The organism is Nonomuraea sp. NPDC005730 (assembly GCF_040630865.1).
Lineage (GTDB): Bacteria > Actinomycetota > Actinomycetes > Streptosporangiales > Streptosporangiaceae > Nonomuraea.
On sequence record NZ_JBEXYK010000023.1, the window covers coordinates 91,587 to 110,455 of the forward strand.

Genomic DNA, 18,869 nt, shown 5'->3' on the forward strand with positions numbered 1-18,869 from the left:
GGCGATAATTCATGCTGTGGTGGATGAATGCGATCTCGTGGACGAGCGGCTGGCCGCCGGGCTGGCTCCCACGCTCGCCCTGCTGGCCGCCGTGGGGGAGACCGGGCACGTCACGCGGGCGGCCGAGCTGCTCGGCATGCCGCAGCCCACCGCCAGCCGCCGCCTGGCCGCGCTGGCCGACCTGGTCGGAGCGCCCCTCGTCGTCCCGTACGGGCGGGGCATCCGCCTGACCAGGGCCGGGCGCGTCCTGGCCGCCGCCTCCGGCCGGGCGCTGGCCACCATGGAGTCGGCCGCCCGCGAGGTGCGCGAGGAGATCGACCCCGGCAGCGGCCGGATCGTGCTCGGGTTCCTGCACCTGCTGGGCCGCACGCTCGTCCCCTCGCTCATCCGGGGCTTCCGCGAGCGCCACCCGGGCGTGCGGTTCAGCCTGGCGCAGGGCTCGCGCCAGGACATGCTGCGCGCGCTCGCCGAGGGCGAGATCGACCTGGTGTTCGTCGCGCCCCTGCCCGACGGCGACCCGGGCCTGGCCGGGCACCCGCTCGCCGACCAGGAGCTGGTGCTGTCCGTGCCGCCCGGCCACCGTCTCGCCGGACGCGCCCGGGTGCGCCCCGCCGAACTGGCCGGGGAGGAGCTGGTGACGCTCGAACACGGCTACGGCGTCCGCCAGATCACCGACGACCTGTGCGCGGCGGCCGGGTTCGCGCCCAGGATCGCCTTCGAGGGGCAGGAGTCGGAGACCGTGCGCGGCCTGGTGGCGGCCGGGCTCGGCGTGGCCGTGCTGCCCCGTCTGGCGCCCGCAGAGGGCGTCGTGCAGATCCCGCTGTCGCCCCCGGTGTTCCGCACGATCGGGGCGTGCTGGCCCGCCGGGGCCCGGCTCACGCCAGCCGTGCGCGCCTTCCTGGACCACGTGCGCTCCGGCGCCGCCGACGTCGGCCCGGGGTTGCGGCCCCGCCGACACCCGTCCTCGCAGAAGTAGTTGACGGCTCATCGATTCTGTATGGAGGATTCAGCTGCACACGCCCTTCTGCGGATGGGGACGACCATGCCTGCCGAGTCGTTCAACGCCGGCGTCCATCTCACCGACCGCCTGGTCGAGGCCGGGCACGGCGACCGCGTCGCCGTCACCGGGCCGATGGGCGCCATGACGTACGCCGAGCTCGCCACGCACGTCGCCGAGCTGGCCGGCGGGCTGCGGGTGATGGGCGTACGGCCGGAGGAGCGGGTGCTGCTCGTCCTGCCCGACCGGCCCGAGACGCTGATCACGATCCTGGCCGTGCTGCGGATGGGCGCGGTCGCCGTCCCGGTGCCGGCCCTGTACGACGGGGCCGAGCTGGGCGCGCTGATCCGGGACTCCAGGGCGCGGGTGGTGGTCTCCGCGCCCGAGTTCGAGCCGGCCGTGCAGGAGGCGCTGCTGTCGGCGCCCGAGGTCGTGGCGCTCGTGCTCACCGACGCGAGCCGCCAGGCCCCCGGCCACGTCTCGCGCATCGCCACCGCGACCGGAGCGGGCCCGCCGGCGGCGGTCGAGCCCGGCGTGCCGGTCTGCCAGTGGTCGGACGTGCTGGAGGCCGGCCGGGGCGCGACCGGCTCGTACGACACCTGGCCCGACTCGCCCGCGCTGTGGCTCTACACCGCCGGCACCACCGGCGCGCCCAAGGCGGCCATGCACCGCCACGGCGCGCTGCGCGACGTCCACGAGGCGTACGGGCGGCAGGTGCTCGGCGTGCGCCCCGAGGACCGGTGCTTCTCGGCGGCCCGGCTGTTCTCCGCCTACGGGCTCGGCAACTCCCTGATCTTCCCGCTCGCCGCGGGCGCGACCACGATCCTCGACCCCGCCGGGCCCACCCCGGGCGGCGTCGTCGAGCGCCTGCTGGCCGAGCGCCCCACCCTGTTCTTCGCCGGTCCTTCGTTCTACGCCGCGCTGCTGGCCGCCGGGGCCCCCGAGGACGCCTTCGCCTCGGTACGCCTGGCCGTCTCGGCGGGCGAGGCGCTGCCCGCCGAGCTCCACCGCCGCTTCACCGGCCGCTTCGGCGTGGACGTCATCGACGGCCTGGGCTCCGCCGAGGCGCTGCACATCTTCCTCTCCGGCCGTCCGGGCCAGGCGCGCCCCGCCGGCTCCGGCACCGTGGTGCCCGGCTACGAGGTGCGCCTGCTGGACGACTCCGGCGCGCCCGTCCCCGACGGGCAGCCCGGCCACCTGTACGTGCGCGGCGACTCGATCGCCACCGGCTACTGGTGCCGCACCGCCGGCACCCGCCAGGCGTTCCAGGGCGAGTGGCTGCGCACCGGCGACACCTGCGCCCGCGCCGCCGACGGCTCCTACCGTTTCCTGGGCCGCTCCGACGACCTGATCAGGGCGGGCGGCGCCTGGGTGTCGCCCATGGAGGTCGAGGCCCGGCTGCTGGAGCACCCCTCGGTCGCCGAGTGCGCGGTGGTCGCCCACGCCGGCGCCGACGGGATGGACCGGCCGGTCGCCTGCGTGGTGCCCAGGCCGGGCCGCCCGATCGACGCCGCCGAGCTCATCGCGTTCTGCCGCGAGGGTCTGGCCGCCGGCCGGCGCCCGCGCGAGGTGCTGGTCCTGGACGAGCTGCCGAGGACGGCGACGGGGACGACCCAGCGCGTGGTGCTCCGGCAACTGGCCGCCGACCTGCTCGGCAAGTGACGGCGCCGGGGTTCAGAAGGCGTCGCGCAGTTCGCGTTTGAGCACCTTGCCGGAGGCGTTCTTCGGCAGCGCGTCCACGAACACCACGTTCTTGGGCGTCTTGAAGGCGGCCAGCCGCTCGCGCAGGAACGCGTTCAGCTCGGCGGCGGTCAGTCCCGCGCCCTCGCGCAGTACCACGGCGGCCGTCACCGCCTCGATCCACCGCTCGTCCGGGACGCCGAACACGGCCGCCTCGGCGACCGCCGGATGCTGGTAGATGACCTCCTCCACCTCGCGGCTGGCCACGTTCTCGCCGCCGGACTTGATCATGTCCTTCTTCCGGTCGACCACCGACAGGTAGCCGTCGGCGTCCATGACGCCGAGGTCGCCGCTGTGGAACCAGCCGCCGCGGAACGCCTCGGCGGTCTTGTCGGGGTCGTTCCAGTAGCCGAGCATGGCGTGCGGGCTGCGGTGGACGATCTCGCCGACCACGCCCGGCGCCACGGGCCGGTCCTCGTCGTCGACGATCCTGGTCTCGACGTTGAGCGCGGGCCGCCCGGCCGAGCCCAGCCGGGTCAGCTGCTCCTCGGGCCGCAGGATGGTGGCCAGCGGCGCCATCTCGGTCTGGCCGTAGAAGTTGAACAGGCGCACGTCCGGCAGCCGGGCCGAGATCTCCTTCAGCACCTCGACCGGCATGATCGAGGCGCCGTAGTAGCCCTTGCGCAGCGAGGACAGGTCACGGCGGTCGAAGTCGGGGTGGCGCAGCAGGGCGATCCACACGGTGGGCGGGCAGAACAGCTTGGTCGCGCGCTCGCCCTCGATGGTGGCCAGGATCGAGGCCGGGTCGGCGCCCGGCAGGACGAGGTTGGTGGCGCCCAGGTAGATGCCGGGCGTCAGGAAGCAGTGGAGCTGGGCGCAGTGGTAGAGGGGCAGCGCGTGCACCTCGACGTCGTCGGAACTCATCTCGCCGTCGACGACGCAGCTCACGTACTGGGCCAGCAGGCTCCCGCTGGACAGCGTGGCGCCCTTGGGCCGGGACTCGGTGCCGCTGGTGTACATGAGCTGGATCGGGTCGTCGGCGGCGATCTCCACCTGCGGCTCGGCGTCGTCGCCGCGCCAGGTGGAGAAGGACTCCCAGCCCTCGGCCGCGCCGATCACGCCGCGCACCCGCACGGCCGGCCCGGCCGCGGCCTCGGCCACCGGCAGCAGCGCCTGCTCCGCCAGCATCCCCGTCGCGCCGGAGTGCTCCAGGATGTAGGCCACCTCGCGCGGCCCGAGCATGAAGTTGATCGGCACGGAGATCGCGCCCAGCCGGGCCAGCGCGAAGTAGGCCACCACGAACGCGTGGTTGTTATGGCTGAACAGGGCGAACCGGTCGCCCTTGGCCACGCCCCGCGCCGCCAGCGCGTTGGCCGTGCGGTTGACCTCCAGGTCGAGATCGGCGTAGCTCTGCCGGACGTTGCCGTAGATCACGGCGGTCTTGGCGGGGAACCTGGCGGCCGAGCGCCGCAGGAGGTCGCCGATCGTGTGCTGGCGCGTGGTCATGCTGGGCACCCCCATGCCGAATGATGTTCGGCGATCGTACCCGACGAAGGAGGCGCCCGCCGACCCCCGGCGGACGCCTCCTCGGGCTCACCCTGGCTGGGTGACGCCGTTGACCTTCAGCGTGTACGGCGCGTACTGCTGCACCTGCTCGGTCGGCTCGTCATAGGCCACGATCGCGACCACCGACGGGAAGACCGCGAACGGCGCGAGCTGCAGCCGGTTGAGGCTGATCGAGCCCTTGCCGTCGAACTGGGCCTGCAGCACCACCGAGTGCCGCTCGTCCAGGCCGACCAGACGCACGTTCCAGTTGCTGACCGGCGTCGGGGAGACCTCGGTCGGGGAGTCGAACGGCTCCAGGCTGGCCCCGTCGCTCACCGCCGTCGCGCCCACCGTGACGTCGTCGATCTTCCAGCCGCCCTCGTTGACCCCGCCGTCGCTGACGTACTGGAAGCCGACGAGGATCTCCTTGCCCGCGTAGGCGGACAGGCTGTAGGTGTGCGGCTGGAACCCGGTGGTGGTGCCGTTGACCGCCGGGCCGAGCGGACCGGCCACCGTCCTGTCACCGGGGATCGCGGTGTAGGTCTTGCCGCCGTCCGCGGAGACGATCACGTAGCCGTAGTCGAAGCCGGACTCCGCGCCGTACTTGGCGAGGAAGCGCAGCGTCGGGTCGGCGGCCGGGACCGTCACCTTGGTCACCGCGGCGACGTTGAGGTTGCTGGCGTTGCCCGACCACAGCACCGGGTTGCCCGCGCGGTCGGGGTCGTCGGAGACGACGGTCCAGGCCAGCGGGATCGGCGGCAGCGTCTTGGCGCCCTGGAAGGACAGCGAGGTCGGCGCCGCCCCGCCCGGCTTGCGGATCTGCACGTAGTCGGCGCCGTTCGGGGCCGCCCCCGGAGTGTTGTACGCGGCCGGGTTGGCGAGGTTGACCGTGGAGTTCAGGCTCGCGGTCGTCACCCGCTTCTTCGGCACGCCCAGCACCACGCCGCGGCTGCCCACGACCTTGTCCACCAGCACCATCGTCTGGTAGTCGTGCAGCACCTGGTACAGGTTCGTGCTGCCGAGCGCCGCCTTGACGCTGGCCAGGCCCTGGAGGGCGCCGTCACGGTGCAGCTTGGACAGGAAGTCCGCGCCGTACCGGTCGTACAGGAACAACATGAACGCGTACGCGTTGCCGTAGTCGGCCAGCACCGCGTCCGGGTTGCCGCCGTCGCCCCACAGGTTGAGCGAGTTCTGCGGGCCGCCGCAGTTGCGCGGGTTCGGGTTGTACGGCGTCTGGACGATGCCGAAGCCCTGGAAGCAGTTGATGTGGTTGTCGAAGCCCTTCTCGAACACCGTCGCCTTGGGGTTGCCGTAACCCGTCACCGAGATGGCGAAGTCCGACAGGCCCTCGTTGACCCAGGTGGTCTCCAGCGGGTCGGTGTAGTAGTGCAGCAGGTGCTGCCACTCGTGGGCGAAGACGCCCTCGTACTGGAAGGGCCGGGCCGAGCGCGAGGTGCACACGTCGGAGGTCGGGTTGTCCGGCGGGTTCGCGCCGGTCCTGTGCAGCCAGTCGAACGCGTCGATCGTCATCACGTTGCGGTCGAGCAGCTCGTTGTACTGGGAGGAGAAGAAGCCCGCGATGTACGTGGTCGCGGCCGGGAAGGTGTAGTAGTTGTCGTCCCGGACGTTGTCGATCAGCGTCACCGTGCGGTCGCCGGCGCCGGTGTAGACGCCGCCGTTGCCGTTGGCGTCGGGGCCGAGCACGGCGTTCGTGCCGTCCCGGTCCGGCGGCGTGCTGAAGGTCGCGGTCTCCTTCGGGAACATGTTCGTGTCGAACTGCTGCACCAGGTTCGTGACCTGGGCGTCGGTGATCTCCGTGGTCCCGGGCACCTGCATGCGGCAGTCGCCGGCCGGGAAGGCCAGGTCGTTGGCGACCCAGACCTCGATCTTGTCGCCGACGCCGCGCAGCGTGTAGTCCTTGCGGTACAGGCGGCCGTTGTAGTCGTCCGTGGCCAGCCACTGCCGTACGGTGCCGACCGGCGGCGTCTCGGCGGCGGCCTTGGCCGTGGCGCGGGCCTCGTACTTCGCGGGGACCTTGACGGGCTTGCCGTCGAGGGTGAAGTCCTTGCGGGTGAGCTCCTTCACGTCGCTCGGCGGCGCGGCCGTGGCGGCCGCCTGCGGGGACTCGGCCGACGCGGGTATCGCGGTCAGCGTGGGCAGTAAGAGAAGTGCGGCAGCGATTCCGATGATTCGGGTGCGCGCCATTGAACCCCCTAGGTATGGGTGTTGCCCGGATGGAACAGGGGTGACATCCGGTAATTACCGGAGCCCGATTGGCGCGCGCAATAGGGGCATTTGCCAACAAAAGGCGACTGAATTGGCGATCACCTCAGAACGGCCAGCCGCCGGTACGACTCCAGCCGCCGCTCCAGGTCGTAGGTGTTCATCGTGACCAGCACCTCGTCGGCGCCGGTGGCCTCCACCAACGAGCCCAGCGCGACCGCCACCTCCGGCGCGGTCCCGTGGATCTGGCCCTTCAGCGCCTCCTCCAGCAGCGCCCGTTCCCGACCGGCCATCTCCAGCCGGGTGATCTCCTCGGCCGGCACCAGCGGGGGGAACGCGCCGCCGGTGCGCGAGCGCGCCGTGGACCACGCCTCGGGCAGCTGGAGCAGCGCCGCCTCCTCGCTGGTCGCCCCCACCGCGACGCTGACCGCCGCCATCACGTACGGCCGCGCCGCCCACTCCGAGGGCCGGAACCCGGCCCGGTAGCGCGCCGCCGCCTCCACCGCCCGCGGCCCGGCCCCGATCACCATGGGCAGCCCGAGCTCCGCCGCGAGATCCGCCCCCGACCCCATGGCCAGCACGAACACCTGCGGACGCAGCCCCTCGGCCGGGACGGCGTGCACACCCGGATGCGTCCGCTGCCCGCCGGTGAAGTACCCCAGCAGCTCGCCGATCTGGTCGCCGAACCCGTCCGCGGCCTCCTTGCCGTGCCCGAGCGCCCGCCGGACGCCGCCGGTGAACCCCACCGAACGCCCGAGCCCCATGTCGATCCGCCCGGGGTGGAGCGACTCCAGCACCCCGAACTGCTCGGCCACCACCAGCGGCCGGTGGTTGGGCAGCATCACGCCGCCGGTGCCCACCCGGATGCGCCCGGTCGCCGCCGCGACGGCCGCGGCCAGCACGGTCGGCGCCGCCCCGGCCACGCCGGGCACGCTGTGGTGCTCGGCCACCCAGAACCGGTGGTAGCCCAGCTCCTCGGCCTGCCGGGCGAACGCGACGGTGTCCCGCAGCGCGGTGGCCGCGTCGGAGCCCCGGCGCAGGAGCGAACGGTCGAGAATCGAGTACAGGGTCACGCCCGCGTGCAACGCCGCACGGCCCGGGATCAATCCAGCGGGTCCCACGGGACGGCGTCGTAGCTGGAGAGGAGCCGGGCCAGCGTCGCGCCGTCCTGGCGCAGCGGCACGCCGTCGACCTCGCCGACCGGGACCACGCCGTGGGAGTTGCACAGGAACACCAGGTCGAAGCCCGGCAGGTCGGCGACCTTCAGGGGGCGGCGCTCCTGGGGCACGTCGATGCCCGCCAGCATGCCCTCCAGCAGGCCCATGGCCGTGCCGTGCAGCATGGGCGCGTCCGGCCACAGCAGGCGCCCGCCGGACCAGCAGCCGACGTTCGTGATCGCGCCCTCGCTGATCAGGCCGTCGGCGGTGGTCAGCAGCGCCTCGTCGAAGCCCAGGGGCGTGACGGTCCGCCGCAGGTGCGCCTGGGCGAACCCGGCCGCCTTCTTGATGTGCGGCAGGTAACGCTGGAAGACGACCGCCGTGACGCGCTGCGGGCGGGTGGAGACCTCGGTGGGCGGGGCGGCGGTGGCCACGACGCGCGGGCGGCCGTCGTGCTCGACGACGTAGACCCGCACGCCCGCGTCGCGCAGGTCGTCGCCGAGCACGGCCCTGATCGAGCCGAGCACCGCCGCCGGGTCGAGCCGGGCGCCGAACAGCTCCAGGCTGGCCGCCGCCAGCCGCTCCAGGTGCAGGGCCAGGCCGCGGGTGCGCCGGTCTCTGACCTGCATGGCGGTGAAGTGCCCGTAGCGGGCCTCCAGCGCGAAGCGCGCGTCGGCGTCCACCGGCCTGCCCTCGACCACCGCTCGTACGATCATGCGTCCAGCATGTCCCGTCCGCCCGCTCCCGCGCGCATGATCGTGAAGGGCGCCAGCTCGCCCAGCCCGCGCACCGACAGCCGGTCGACCGCGCGCAGCAGGAACGCCCGGTCGCCCTCCAGCTCCTCGGCCATCTCGGGGTCGGCCAGGATCGTTCCAGGCAGGGAGAGCGCGGTGAGCCGGCTGGCCAGGTTGACGGTGGTGCCGAACACGTCGCCCATGCGCCAGATCACCGGCCCGGCGGCCAGGCCCACCCGCAGCTCGGGCATGTCCCTGCCGCGGTGGGTCTCCACCAGGCGCAGCGCGATCTCGGCCGCCACGTGCGACTTGTCGGCCACGAACAGCACCGAGTCGCCGAGCGTCTTGACCACCCGCCCGCCCGAGGACGTCACGACGTCGGCCGACCGCCCCTCGAACCTGTCGACCAGCCGGGCCAGCTCGGTCGCCGTGATCTGCCGGCTGAGCCGGGTGAAGGCCACCAGGTCGGCGAACCCCACCGCCATCCGCACGGCGCTCATGTCCTGGTCGGCCAGCCGGCCGGCGGCGGCGGCGAGCTGGCGCTGCCAGGCGTAGACCAGCAGCCGCGCCAGGTCGGGCACCACCCGCTCGGCCCGCCGCCGCCAGGCCCGCGGGCGTTCGGCCAGCGGCACGCCCGCCTGGTCGAGCGCCTCGGCGCCCAGCTCGGCCTGCGACTCGGCGAGCCGGGCCGTCGCCCGCCCGATCGAGCGGGCCATCAGCAGCATGTGCTCCTCGTCGTAGGCGCCGGAGCTGACCATCGCGAGCATGGTGCGCAGCGCCTCGACGTCGGCGTCGGTGAACTCGACCGCGTCGTCGGCCACGTTGGCGAACCCCAGCGCCCGCCACAACCGGCGCGCCCGGTAGACCGGGACCCCGGCCATGTGGGCCACCTGGTGGCTGGTGTAGCGGCGCGGCGTGCGCAGGAACGCCTCCGCCACCCCGTCCCCGTCCTCGCGTGACACGCGTGCAACATAACACCCCTGTGGCGGGCGTCACTCCAGGAGGGCGCGCAGGACGGGCCGCTCGGCGTCGGGCAGGTGGACGGCGTAGTAGTCGTACATGGACCGGCGCAGCAGGCGCGCGGCCGCGGCCCCGTCGCCGGCGCGCACGGCGGCCAGCACCTCCTCGTGGTGCCGGATGCTGCGCCGCATCAGCGCCCCGCGGTCGGGCGCGTCGGCGATCTTCCCGGCGATCAGCCCCAGCACGACCGAGCGGACCACGTCGGTGCAGACCTGGATGAGCGTGTTGCCGCTGGCCGCCACGACGACGTCGTGGAAGGCCACGTCGGCGGCGCTGAAGGCGTCATGGCCGGAGGCCGTGGCGTCGCGCATGGCGGCGCGCATGCCGGCGATGGCCGCCTCCATCTCGGCGAGCTGCTCCTCGGTACGCAGCCGCGCGGCCAGCAGCACGGCCGAGGAGTCGAGCACCATCCTGAACTGCACCAGCTCGGCCAGCGACAGCTCGGCCACCCGCGCCAGCGTGGTCATCGACTTGTGCAAGGCGGCGGGGGAGAACGGCAGCACCTCCGCGCCGTTGGGATCGCCCGGCCGGGACCGCACCAGGCCGCGCGCCTGGAGCACGCGCAGCGCCTCCCGCACCGTGGAGCGCCCCACCGAGAACTGCACCATCAGCTCGCGCTCGCTGGGCAGCCGCGCCCCCGGGCCCAGGGCCCCGCTCTCGATGGCCTCCTCGACCTGTTCCACGACCCGCTCGTAGGCGCGTACGGCCCGCACCGGCTCGAACCGTGCACCCATGGGAAAGCCCCCTTGACCCGAGCCGTCACGGACTGGCAATGTGCGTAGCCTACTGGTCAGACCAGTGCACTAGCCAGGAGGCTGTAAGACATGAGGCGAATCGGAATCTGGATCGCCGTGGGCGGTCTCCTGCTGGTCACAGCCGCCTGTGGCGGCGGCTCCGGCTCGGGCGGTTCCGGCACCGGAGGCACCCCCAAGGCCCAGTCCCTGTCCGTCGGGTTCGTGGCCGAGCCGGCCAACCTCGACTTCACCGCCACCGAGGGCGCGGCCATCCCGCAGGCGTTGCTGGTCAACGTCTACGAGGGTCTGGTCAAGCTCGACCAGGACGGCTCGATCAAGCCGCTGCTGGCCGAGAGGTGGTCGGTCTCCGACGACCGGAAGACCTACACCTTCACCCTGCGCAAGGGCGTCACGTTCAGCAGCGGGGCGCCGTTCACGGCCGACGACGTGGTGTTCTCGCTGGACCGGGTCAGGAGCGACTGGAAGCTCAAGATCAAGGCCCAGCTCGACGTCATCGACAAGGTGGCCAAGACCGACGACGCCACCGCGGTCGTCACCCTCAAGCGGCCGAGCAACGGCTTCCTCTACGCCCTGGCCACCCGGCTCGGCGCCATGTTCAGCCGCACCGGCGTGGCCGACCTGGCCAACAAGCCCGTCGGCACCGGGCCGTACACGCTGGGGGCGTGGAAGCGCGGCGAGTCGATCCAGCTCGCCGCCAACCCCTCCTACTGGGGCGCCAGGCCGGCGCTGTCGGCGATCACGCTGAAGTACTTCAAGGACGCCACGGCGATGAACAACGCGCTGCTGACCGGCGGCATCGACGTCATCTCCGCCGTGCAGGCGCCCGAGTCGCTGCAGCAGTTCGCCGATCCGGGCCGGTTCCAGACGGTCGAGGGCACCACCAACGGCGAGGTCGTGTTGTCGATGAACAACGCCCGGCCGCCGTTCGACGACGTCAAGGCCCGCCAGGCCGTCCGGTACGCGATCGACCACAAGGCGCTGCTGGACACCGCGTGGGCCGGGCGCGGCCAGCTCATCGGCTCGATGGTGCCGCCCACCGACCCCTGGTACGAGGACCGCACCGGCGACTACCCCTACGACCCGGCCAAGGCCAAGGAGTTGCTGGGCGGCAGGACGCTGACGGTCAAGATGCGCATCCCCAACCTGCCGTACGCGGTGGCGAGCGCGCAGGTCGTGAAGTCGCAGCTGGCCCAGGTGGGCATCACGGCCGACATCGAGCCGCTGGAGTTCCCGGCCCGCTGGCTGGACGTGGTGTTCAAGCAGGGCGACTACGACCTGTCCATCATCAACCACGTCGAGCCCCGCGACATGGGGATCTTTGCCGATAAATCGTATTACTTCCACAATGACAATCCCGAGTTCGGCAAACTCCTCGCCTCCGCCGACGCCGGCACCGAGCAGCAGCAGACCGACGACCTGAAGAAGGCCGCCAAGCTGCTCTCGGCCGACGCCGCCGCCGACTGGCTGTTCCTGTTCCCCAACCTGATCGTGGCGAAGAAGGGCGTCACCGGGCTGCCGAAGAACGCCATCGCGGAGTCCTTCGACTTCACCGGTCTCGCCAAGCAGTGACGCTCTACCTGCTCAAACGGCTGGCGGTGCTGATCGTGAGCGCCGCCGTCGCCGCCGTCGCGGTGTTCGCTTTCATGGCGCTGCTGCCCGGCGACCCGGCCGAGATCGCGCTCGGCGTCAACGCCACCCCCGACGCGGTCGCGGCGCTGCGCCGCCAGTTCGGCACCGACCGCCCACCGGCCGTGCAGTTCCTCGACTGGATCGGCGGGCTGGCCCACGGCGACTTCGGCCTCTCCTACGTCACCAGCTCGCCCATCGGCCCGCAGATCGGCGAGCGGCTCGGCGTGACGGCCGTGCTGGTGCTGGGCGGCATGGTGCTGGCGCTGGCCGTCGCGGTGCCGCTCGGCACGTTCGCCGCCGTGCACCACCGCGACCCGCTCGGCGCGGCGATCAGCGCGGCCAGTCAGCTCGGCATCGCCGTCCCCGCCTTCCTCGCGGGCATCCTGCTGGTGTTCGTGTTCGCGGTGAAGGCGCAGGCGCTGCCCTCCGGCGGGTACGTCCCGATCGCCGACAGCCCGCAGGAGTGGCTGCGCTCGCTGCTGCTGCCGTGGTTGTCGCTCGGGCTCGTCCAGGGCGCCGTGCTCACCCGCTACGTGCGCAGCGCCGTCCTCGACGTCATGCGCGAGGACTACCTGCGCACCGCCCGCGCCAAGGGCCGCGGCAGCACCGGCGCCCTGTGGCGGCACGGCCTGCGCAACGCCTCGATCCCCGTGGTCACCGTGCTCGGCCTGCAACTGGCCACCCTGCTGGTCGGGGCGGTCGTGGTCGAGCGTGTCTTCGTCCTGCCCGGGCTCGGCGACCTGCTGCTCAACGGGGTCGCCGGGCGCGACCTGCTGCTCGTCCAGGGTGTGGTGATGGTGCTGGTGGCCGCGGTCCTGCTGATCAACTTCGTGGTGGACGTCGCCTACCGCCTGCTCGACCCGAGGCTGCGATGAGGGGCCGGGCGAACGCCACGCTGCTGACCGGCGGCGCGCTGGTCGGGCTGGTGACGCTGGCCGCGCTGGTCTCGTTCGTCTGGACGCCGCACGACCCCACCCTCGTCGACGCCGCCCGCAAGCTGCGCGCCCCCGGCGGCGGCTACCTGCTGGGGGCCGACAAGTTCGGCCGCGACACCCTCAGCCAGCTCATGGTCGGCGCGCGCACCACCCTCTACGTCGGCGTGGTGGCCGTCGGCATCGCCGCCGTCCTGGGCGTGCCGCTCGGCGTGGTCGCCGGGATGACGCCGCGCGGCTGGCTGTCGGAGCTGATCATGCGGGTCAACGACCTGGTGTTCGCCTTCCCCGCGCTGCTGCTGGCCGTCATGCTGGGCGCGGTCTACGGGGCCGGCACGCTCACCGCGATGATCGCGATCGGGGTGGCGACCGTGCCCGCGTTCGCGCGGGTGGCCCGCGCCGCCACGCTCCAGGTCATGGTGACCGACTACATCCTGGCCGCGCGCGCCGCGGGCCGCCGCCGGGGCGCGATCGCCGTGCGGCACGTGCTGCCGAACATCGGGTCCGTGCTGATCGTGCAGGCGTCGGTGTCGTTCGCGATCGCGATCCTGGCCGAGGCGGCGCTGTCGTTCCTCGGGTTCGGCACCCGGCCGCCGACCCCGTCCTGGGGGCGGATGTTGCAGGAGTCGCAGGAGCTGCTGTTCTCCACCCCGCGTCTGGCGTTGTGGCCGGGCCTGGCGATCGCGCTCGCCGTCCTCGGGTTCAACCTGCTCGGCGACGGCCTGCGCGACCACCTCGATCCGAAGCTCAGGAGGGTCCGTGCTGACGGTTGAGGGGCTTTCCGTACGGGCCGGCGAGGTGGGGCTCGTGCACGACGTGTCGTTCGCGATCGGGCCCGGCGAGCGGGTCGGGCTGATCGGCGAGTCCGGGTCCGGCAAGTCGCTGACCGCGCTGTCGCTCATGGGCCTGCTGCCCGAGGGCGTCACCGCCGCCGGCACGGCCAGGCTCGGGGAGCGCGACCTGGTCGGCGTGCCCGAGAAGCGGCTGAAGGACCTGCGCGGACGCGAGTTGTCGATGGTCTTCCAGGAGCCGATGACCGCGCTCAACCCGCTCATGCGCCTCGGCGCGCAGGTCGCCGAGGCCATGACCCTGCACGGCGTCCCCCGCGCCGAGGCCGGGCGGCGCGCGCTCGCCCTGCTGGACCGCGTCCGGCTCCCCGAACCAGGGCAGATCGCCCGCGCCTACCCCCACCAGCTCTCCGGCGGCCAGCGGCAGCGCGTCATGCTCGCCATCGCCCTGGCCAACGAGCCGGGGCTGCTGGTCTGCGACGAGCCGACCACCGCGCTCGACGTCACCGTGCAGAAGCAGATGCTGGAGCTGATCGCCGAGGTCGCCCCCGCGCTGCTGTTCATCACCCACGACCTGGCGGTGGTGGCCTCCGTCTGCGAGCGGGTGATCGTCATGTACGGCGGCCGCGTCGTCGAGACCGGGCCCATCCGCGAGGTCTTCACCCGCCCCCTCCACCGTTACACCGAGGGCCTGCTGGCCGCCTCCCGGCTCACGCCGCGCGGCACCAGGCTCCCGACCATCAAGGGCAGCGTGCCGCCCGCGGGCGCCTTCCCCGAGGGCTGCGTGTTCCGCAACCGCTGCCCGCACGCCACCCCGCGGTGCGAGACCCTCCCGGCGCTGACAGGAGACGGCCATGCCTACGCATGCTGGCACCCCGCGGAATGAGCCCACGGGCGACGTGCTGATCGAGGCCCGTCGTCTCAGCCGCGTCCACCACCGCCCGCGCACCTCGCTCACCAGGCCGGGCGCGCCCGTCCACGCCCTGCGGGAGGTGTCGCTGACCGTCCGCCGCGGGGAGCGGTTCGGCATCGTCGGCGAGTCCGGCTCCGGCAAGTCCACGCTGCTGCGCCTGCTGTGCGGCCTCGACCGGCCCACCGGCGGGTCCGTCGTCTTCGACGGGCGGGAGATCACCGGCCTGCCGGAGCGGCGGCTGCGCTTCCTGCGGGAGAACCTGCAGATCGTCTTCCAGGACCCGATGAGCTCGCTCGACCCGCGCATGCGCGTGCGCGACCTGGTGGCCGAGCCGCTGGTCGCGCTCGGCCTGCCGGTCGGCGGGCGGGTGCCCGAGCTGCTGGAGGAGGTCGGCCTGCCCGCCTCGGCCGCCGACCGCTACCCCCACCAGTTCTCCGGCGGACAGCGGCAGCGCATCGCCATCGCCCGCGCGCTCGCGCCCCGGCCGAAGGTGCTGGTCGCCGACGAGCCCGTCAGCGCCCTCGACGTGTCCGTCCGCGGCCAGATCCTCAACCTGCTCGCCGACCTGGTGGACGAGCTGGGCCTCACACTCGTGTTCGTCTCGCACGACCTGTCGGTGGTCCGGCACGTGTGCGAGACCGTGGCCGTCATGAGCGGCGGCGAGATCGTCGAGACCGGCCCGGTGGACGACGTCTGGGCAGCGCCGCGCCACCCCTACACGCGTGACCTGCTGCAGGCCGTACCGACCCTGGAGGGATTGTTGTGATCGAGGTCGACGAGCGGGGCGTCGTGGAGTTCACGCAGGCCCTGGTGCGCATCCCCAGCACCAACGACCCCGCGCGCGGGCGCACCGAGCGGCCGGCCGCCGAGCTGGTCGAGGCCAGGATGCGCGAGTGGGGCTGGGACCCGGTCGTGAGCGAGGCCGCCGCCGGGCGGCCCAACGTCGTCGCGGTGGTCGAGGGCGGCGGCGGCGACGGGCCGACGCTGATGTTCGAGGGCCACACCGACGTCGTGACCGAGGGCGACCTGTCCACCTGGACCGTCGACCCGTTCGGCGGCGAGATCCGCGACGGGCGGTTGTGGGGCCGGGGCAGCGCCGACATGAAGTCCGGCCTGGCCGCCACCCTCTACGCCACCCGCGCACTCCAGCTCGCCGGCCCGTTCCCCGGCCGGATCAAGGTGTGCGCGCTGGCCGACGAGGAGGGCCTGATGATCGGCGCCCACCACTTCGTCGCCTCCGGGCTGGCCGACGGCGTGGACGGCGCGATCGTCGCCGAGCCCGAGGCCGGGGAGATCTGCGCGGTGGCCAAGGGCGCGCTGCGGCTGCGCGTCGACCTCACCGGCAAGATGGCCCACGGCGCGATGCCGCAGCACGGCCGCAACCCCGTCCAGGCGGTCGGCACGCTGCTGGTCGCCCTGCGCTCCCTCCAGCGGGAGCTCCAGGAACGGCATCCGGTCCACGAGCACCTCGGCGAGGTGTACGTCACCCCGACCGTGGTCCGGGCGGGCAGCGAGGAGCAGGTCAACGTCATCCCCGCCACCGCGTCCCTCTTCGTCGACGTGCGCACGGTCCCCGGGCTGGAGCACAAGGTCGTGGCCGACCGGGTGGCCGCCCTCGCCGCCGCCGAGGACGGGATCGAGGCGTCGGTGTCGGTCCTGGTGGACCGGCCGCCGGTGGACGTGCCGGTGACCGACCCGGTGGTGGCCGCGCTGGCGGCGGCCCACCGTACGGTGACGGGGGAGGAGCCGGTCTACGGCGGCGTGCCGGGCTCGACGGACGGGACCGTGCTCACCCACTGGGGCGGCGTCCCCTCGGTCGTGTACGGCCCCGGCGGCAAGTGGATCGCCCACCAGGCGGACGAGTACGTCGAGGTCGCCGAGATCGTCCGGTGCACCCGGGTGTTCGCCGAGGCGGCGCGGCGCTTCCTGCACCGGGACTTCTGATGCTCGCCGAACCCGGGCCCGGGATGCGTCCCGGGCCGACGAACTCGCTGGTGGACGTCGCCGGGCTGCGCGTCGGGCACGCGCACCGCGTGGGCGGCGGCTACCGCACGGGCACGACCGTGGTGCTGGCTCCGGCGGAGGGCGTGGTGGCCGGCGTCGACGTGCGCGGCGCCGCTCCCGGCACCCGCGAGACCGAGTTGCTGGACCCGCGCAACCTGGTCGAGCGCGTGCACGCCGTCGTGCTGTCGGGCGGCAGCGCGTACGGGCTGAGCGCGGCGTGCGGGGTGATGGACGGGCTGGCCGACGCGGGCATCGGCTTCCCGGTGGCGGGCGGCGTGGTGCCCATCGTCCCGGCGGCCGTCATCTACGACCTCGGGCGCGGCGGCGACTTCCGCGCCACCCCCGACGCCGGCCTCGGCGCCGCCGCCTACACCGCCGCCCGCACTGCGGCGCACGTACTGCCCTTCCCCGCGCCCCTGCCCCGCCCCGGAGACAGCGCTGGGGCCGCTCTCGCCCCCTCCTCCCCGCGGCCGGCGGCCCGGTACGCGACCGCACCTCCCACGGCCAGCGGGTCCATCGGGGCCGGCGCCGGGGCGATGGCGGGCGGCCTGGCCGGCGGCGTCGGGACGGCCAGCGCCGTCCTGCCCGGCGGCGTCACCGTGGCCGCCCTGGCCGTCGTCAACGCCGCCGGATCCGTCCTCGACCCCGCGGGCGCCACCCTCGCCGGCGTGCGCTACGGCCTGCCGGGCGAGTTCGGCCACCTGCGCCGCCCGGACCCCGCCGAGGCCGGGGCGTGGCAGCCGGACAAGGTCACCTCGTTCAACACCACCATCGGCGTGGTGGCCACCGACCTCACCCTCACCAAGGCCCAGTGCGGCAAGCTGGCCGGTGTGGCCCACGACGGCCTGGCCAGAGCCATCCGGCCGGCCCACACCATGGTCGACGGCGACACCGTCTTCGGCCTGGCCGCCTGCGCCCGCCCGGCCCCCGGCCCCGACGGGCTCCAGGACGTCCTGGCCGCCGCGGCCGACGTGTTCAGCCGGGCGGTGGCCCACGCCATGCTCGCCGCCACCGGCCGCGAGGGCGCGCCCGCGTACCTCGACGTGTTCCCGAGCGTCCTAGGGGGAGACAGATGACCTGGCCGGACGGCCTGCCCATAGGAGCCGGATGGGCAGCCACCGAGGACACCACCGAGGTGATCTTCCCCTACGACGGCTCGGTGGTGGCCCGCGCCCCGCTGGGCACCCCCGCCCACGCCGCCCGCGCCCTGGAGGAGGCGCTGGCCGTCGCGCCCGCCATGGCCGCGCTGCCCTCGCACGCCCGCCGCGCCGCGCTCATGGCCGCGCACGACGCGCTCGCCGCCCGCCGCGAGGAGTTCGAGCGGCTGCTCGTCCTGGAGACCGGCAAGCCGCTGGTCGACTGCCGGGTCGAGGTGGCCAGGACGCTGCTCACCCTCGCCACGGCGGCCGAGGAGGTCGCCCGGCTGCACGGCGAGACCGTACCGCTGGACCTGCTGCCGTCGGGGGAGGGGTTGATCGGGTTCTGGACGCGGCGGCCGATCGGCGTCGTCGTCGGGATCACCGGCTACAACTACCCGCTGCTCCTGGCCGCCCACAAGATCGCCCCGGCGGTCGCGGCCGGCTGCCCGGTGATCGTCAAGCCCGCCCCGGCGACGCCCCTGGCCACGCTCCGGCTGGTGCACCTGCTCCGCGCGGGCGGCCTGCCGCCCGCCGGGGTCCAGCTCGTCACCGGGGACGTCGAGGTCGGCCGCACGCTGGTCGAGGACCGGCGGATCGGCGCGGTCTCCTTCACCGGCTCGGCCGCCGCCGGGCACGCCATCGCCCGCGCCGCCGCCCCCACGAAGGTGCTGCTCGAACTCGGCTCCAACGCCGCCCTCGTGGTCGCCGCCGACGCCGACCTGGCGGCCGCCGCCGACGCCGTCGTGCGCGGCGGTTACTACGCCTCCGGGCAGGCGTGCATCGCGGTGCAGCGGGTGCTGGTGGAGGAGCCCGTACGGGAGGAGTTCCTGGCGCTGCTGGCCGCCCGCGTCAAGGACGTCGCCGTCGGCGACCCGCGCCTGCCCGGGACCCGCGTGGCCCCGCTGATCGACCCCGCCGCCACGGACCGCGTCCTTTCGTGGATCGGCGACTCGGGCGCCGAGGTGGTCGCCGGCGGGGTGCGCGAGGGCCGGGCGATCGCGCCGACCGTGCTGTCCGGCGTGCCCGACGGCGCCGCCGCGTGGGACGAGGAGATCTTCGGCCCGGTGGTGTGCGTACGCGGGGTGCCCGACCTCGACGCCGCCTTCGAGGCCGTCAACCGCTCTCGGTACGGCCTGCACGCCTCCGTCTACACCCGCTCGCTGGCCACCGCCTTCACCGCGATCGAACGCATCCAGACCGGCGGCGTGGTGGTGAACGAGGTGCCCGGCTTCCGCGCCGACAACATGCCGTACGGCGGCGTCAAGGACTCGGGCAGCGGCCGCGAGGGCCCGAGGTTCGCCATGGAGGAGATGACGGTGACCAGAATGGCGATCATCCGCCCCTGACGGCTGT

Annotated in this window: 16 protein-coding genes; 10 read left to right on the top strand and 6 right to left on the bottom strand. The window is 73.7% G+C overall.

What is annotated here, in order from left to right:
* Nucleotides 1-19 precede the first annotated feature (19 nt).
* Together ABZ444_RS25645 and ABZ444_RS25650 are read left to right on the top strand one after the other, a co-directional pair.
* Entirely contained in the window at nucleotides 20-976 is a 957-nt protein-coding gene (locus tag ABZ444_RS25645) for a LysR substrate-binding domain-containing protein (RefSeq protein ID WP_358001619.1), read from the top strand.
* Nucleotides 977-1,042: 66 nt separating this feature from the next.
* A complete protein-coding gene (locus ABZ444_RS25650) occupies nucleotides 1,043-2,659 on the top strand; it encodes a benzoate-CoA ligase family protein (RefSeq protein ID WP_358001622.1) in 1,617 nt (538 codons plus the stop codon).
* A 12-nt stretch (nucleotides 2,660-2,671) separates the two neighbouring features.
* On the opposite strand, the gene ABZ444_RS25655 is transcribed toward ABZ444_RS25650, so the two are convergent.
* The 6 genes from ABZ444_RS25655 to ABZ444_RS25680 form a co-directional block, all read right to left on the bottom strand.
* Nucleotides 2,672-4,183 carry an acyl-CoA synthetase gene (locus ABZ444_RS25655; RefSeq protein WP_358001624.1) on the bottom strand — a complete coding sequence of 504 codons (1,512 nt, stop codon included), beginning with the start codon at nucleotides 4,181-4,183 and terminating at the stop codon, nucleotides 2,672-2,674.
* An 87-nt stretch (nucleotides 4,184-4,270) separates the two neighbouring features.
* Complete coding sequence (locus ABZ444_RS25660) at nucleotides 4,271-6,427, bottom strand: choice-of-anchor J domain-containing protein (protein WP_358001627.1); 2,157 nt, start codon at nucleotides 6,425-6,427, stop codon at nucleotides 4,271-4,273.
* Nucleotides 6,428-6,546: 119 nt separating this feature from the next.
* The gene (locus ABZ444_RS25665; protein WP_358001629.1) at nucleotides 6,547-7,551 is read right to left on the bottom strand and encodes an LLM class flavin-dependent oxidoreductase; all 1,005 of its coding nucleotides are present in this window, start codon (nucleotides 7,549-7,551) and stop codon (nucleotides 6,547-6,549) included.
* Complete coding sequence (locus ABZ444_RS25670; protein ID WP_358001631.1) at nucleotides 7,548-8,318, bottom strand: aminotransferase class IV; 771 nt, start codon at nucleotides 8,316-8,318, stop codon at nucleotides 7,548-7,550. Before ABZ444_RS25670 ends, ABZ444_RS25665 begins: the two co-directional genes overlap by 4 nt.
* Nucleotides 8,315-9,298 (bottom strand): adenylate/guanylate cyclase domain-containing protein, encoded by a 984-nt coding sequence (locus tag ABZ444_RS25675; protein WP_357976858.1) that lies wholly within the window; start codon nucleotides 9,296-9,298, stop codon nucleotides 8,315-8,317. The genes ABZ444_RS25670 and ABZ444_RS25675 overlap by 4 nt, the downstream gene beginning before the upstream one ends.
* Before the next feature lie 30 nt (nucleotides 9,299-9,328).
* The gene (locus ABZ444_RS25680) at nucleotides 9,329-10,090 is read right to left on the bottom strand and encodes an FCD domain-containing protein (protein WP_358001634.1); all 762 of its coding nucleotides are present in this window, start codon (nucleotides 10,088-10,090) and stop codon (nucleotides 9,329-9,331) included.
* A 90-nt stretch (nucleotides 10,091-10,180) separates the two neighbouring features.
* On the opposite strand from ABZ444_RS25680, the gene ABZ444_RS25685 reads away from it, so the two are divergent.
* Genes ABZ444_RS25685 through ABZ444_RS25720 form a run of 8 tightly spaced genes read left to right on the top strand, consistent with a single transcriptional unit; the run spans nucleotide 10,181 to nucleotide 18,862 of the window.
* The gene (locus ABZ444_RS25685) at nucleotides 10,181-11,680 is read left to right on the top strand and encodes an ABC transporter substrate-binding protein (protein WP_358001637.1); all 1,500 of its coding nucleotides are present in this window, start codon (nucleotides 10,181-10,183) and stop codon (nucleotides 11,678-11,680) included.
* Nucleotides 11,677-12,615, top strand: a complete 939-nt coding sequence (locus ABZ444_RS25690) for an ABC transporter permease (RefSeq protein WP_358001640.1) — start codon at nucleotides 11,677-11,679, stop codon at nucleotides 12,613-12,615. Before ABZ444_RS25685 ends, ABZ444_RS25690 begins: the two co-directional genes overlap by 4 nt.
* Nucleotides 12,612-13,445, top strand: a complete 834-nt coding sequence (locus tag ABZ444_RS25695) for an ABC transporter permease (protein ID WP_358001643.1) — start codon at nucleotides 12,612-12,614, stop codon at nucleotides 13,443-13,445. The genes ABZ444_RS25690 and ABZ444_RS25695 overlap by 4 nt, the downstream gene beginning before the upstream one ends.
* Nucleotides 13,432-14,346, top strand: coding sequence for an ABC transporter ATP-binding protein (locus tag ABZ444_RS25700; protein ID WP_358001646.1), 915 nt, complete (start codon nucleotides 13,432-13,434; stop codon nucleotides 14,344-14,346). The genes ABZ444_RS25695 and ABZ444_RS25700 overlap by 14 nt, the downstream gene beginning before the upstream one ends.
* Nucleotides 14,315-15,139, top strand: a complete 825-nt coding sequence (locus ABZ444_RS25705; RefSeq protein ID WP_358001649.1) for an ATP-binding cassette domain-containing protein — start codon at nucleotides 14,315-14,317, stop codon at nucleotides 15,137-15,139. Before ABZ444_RS25700 ends, ABZ444_RS25705 begins: the two co-directional genes overlap by 32 nt.
* Nucleotides 15,136-16,317: a M20 family metallopeptidase gene (locus tag ABZ444_RS25710; protein WP_358001652.1), complete on the top strand. Its 1,182-nt coding sequence runs from the start codon at nucleotides 15,136-15,138 to the stop codon at nucleotides 16,315-16,317. Before ABZ444_RS25705 ends, ABZ444_RS25710 begins: the two co-directional genes overlap by 4 nt.
* Nucleotides 16,317-17,453 (top strand): P1 family peptidase, encoded by a 1,137-nt coding sequence (locus ABZ444_RS25715; RefSeq protein ID WP_358001655.1) that lies wholly within the window; start codon nucleotides 16,317-16,319, stop codon nucleotides 17,451-17,453. Before ABZ444_RS25710 ends, ABZ444_RS25715 begins: the two co-directional genes overlap by 1 nt.
* The gene (locus ABZ444_RS25720; protein WP_358001658.1) at nucleotides 17,450-18,862 is read left to right on the top strand and encodes an aldehyde dehydrogenase family protein; all 1,413 of its coding nucleotides are present in this window, start codon (nucleotides 17,450-17,452) and stop codon (nucleotides 18,860-18,862) included. Before ABZ444_RS25715 ends, ABZ444_RS25720 begins: the two co-directional genes overlap by 4 nt.
* Nucleotides 18,863-18,869 lie beyond the last annotated feature (7 nt).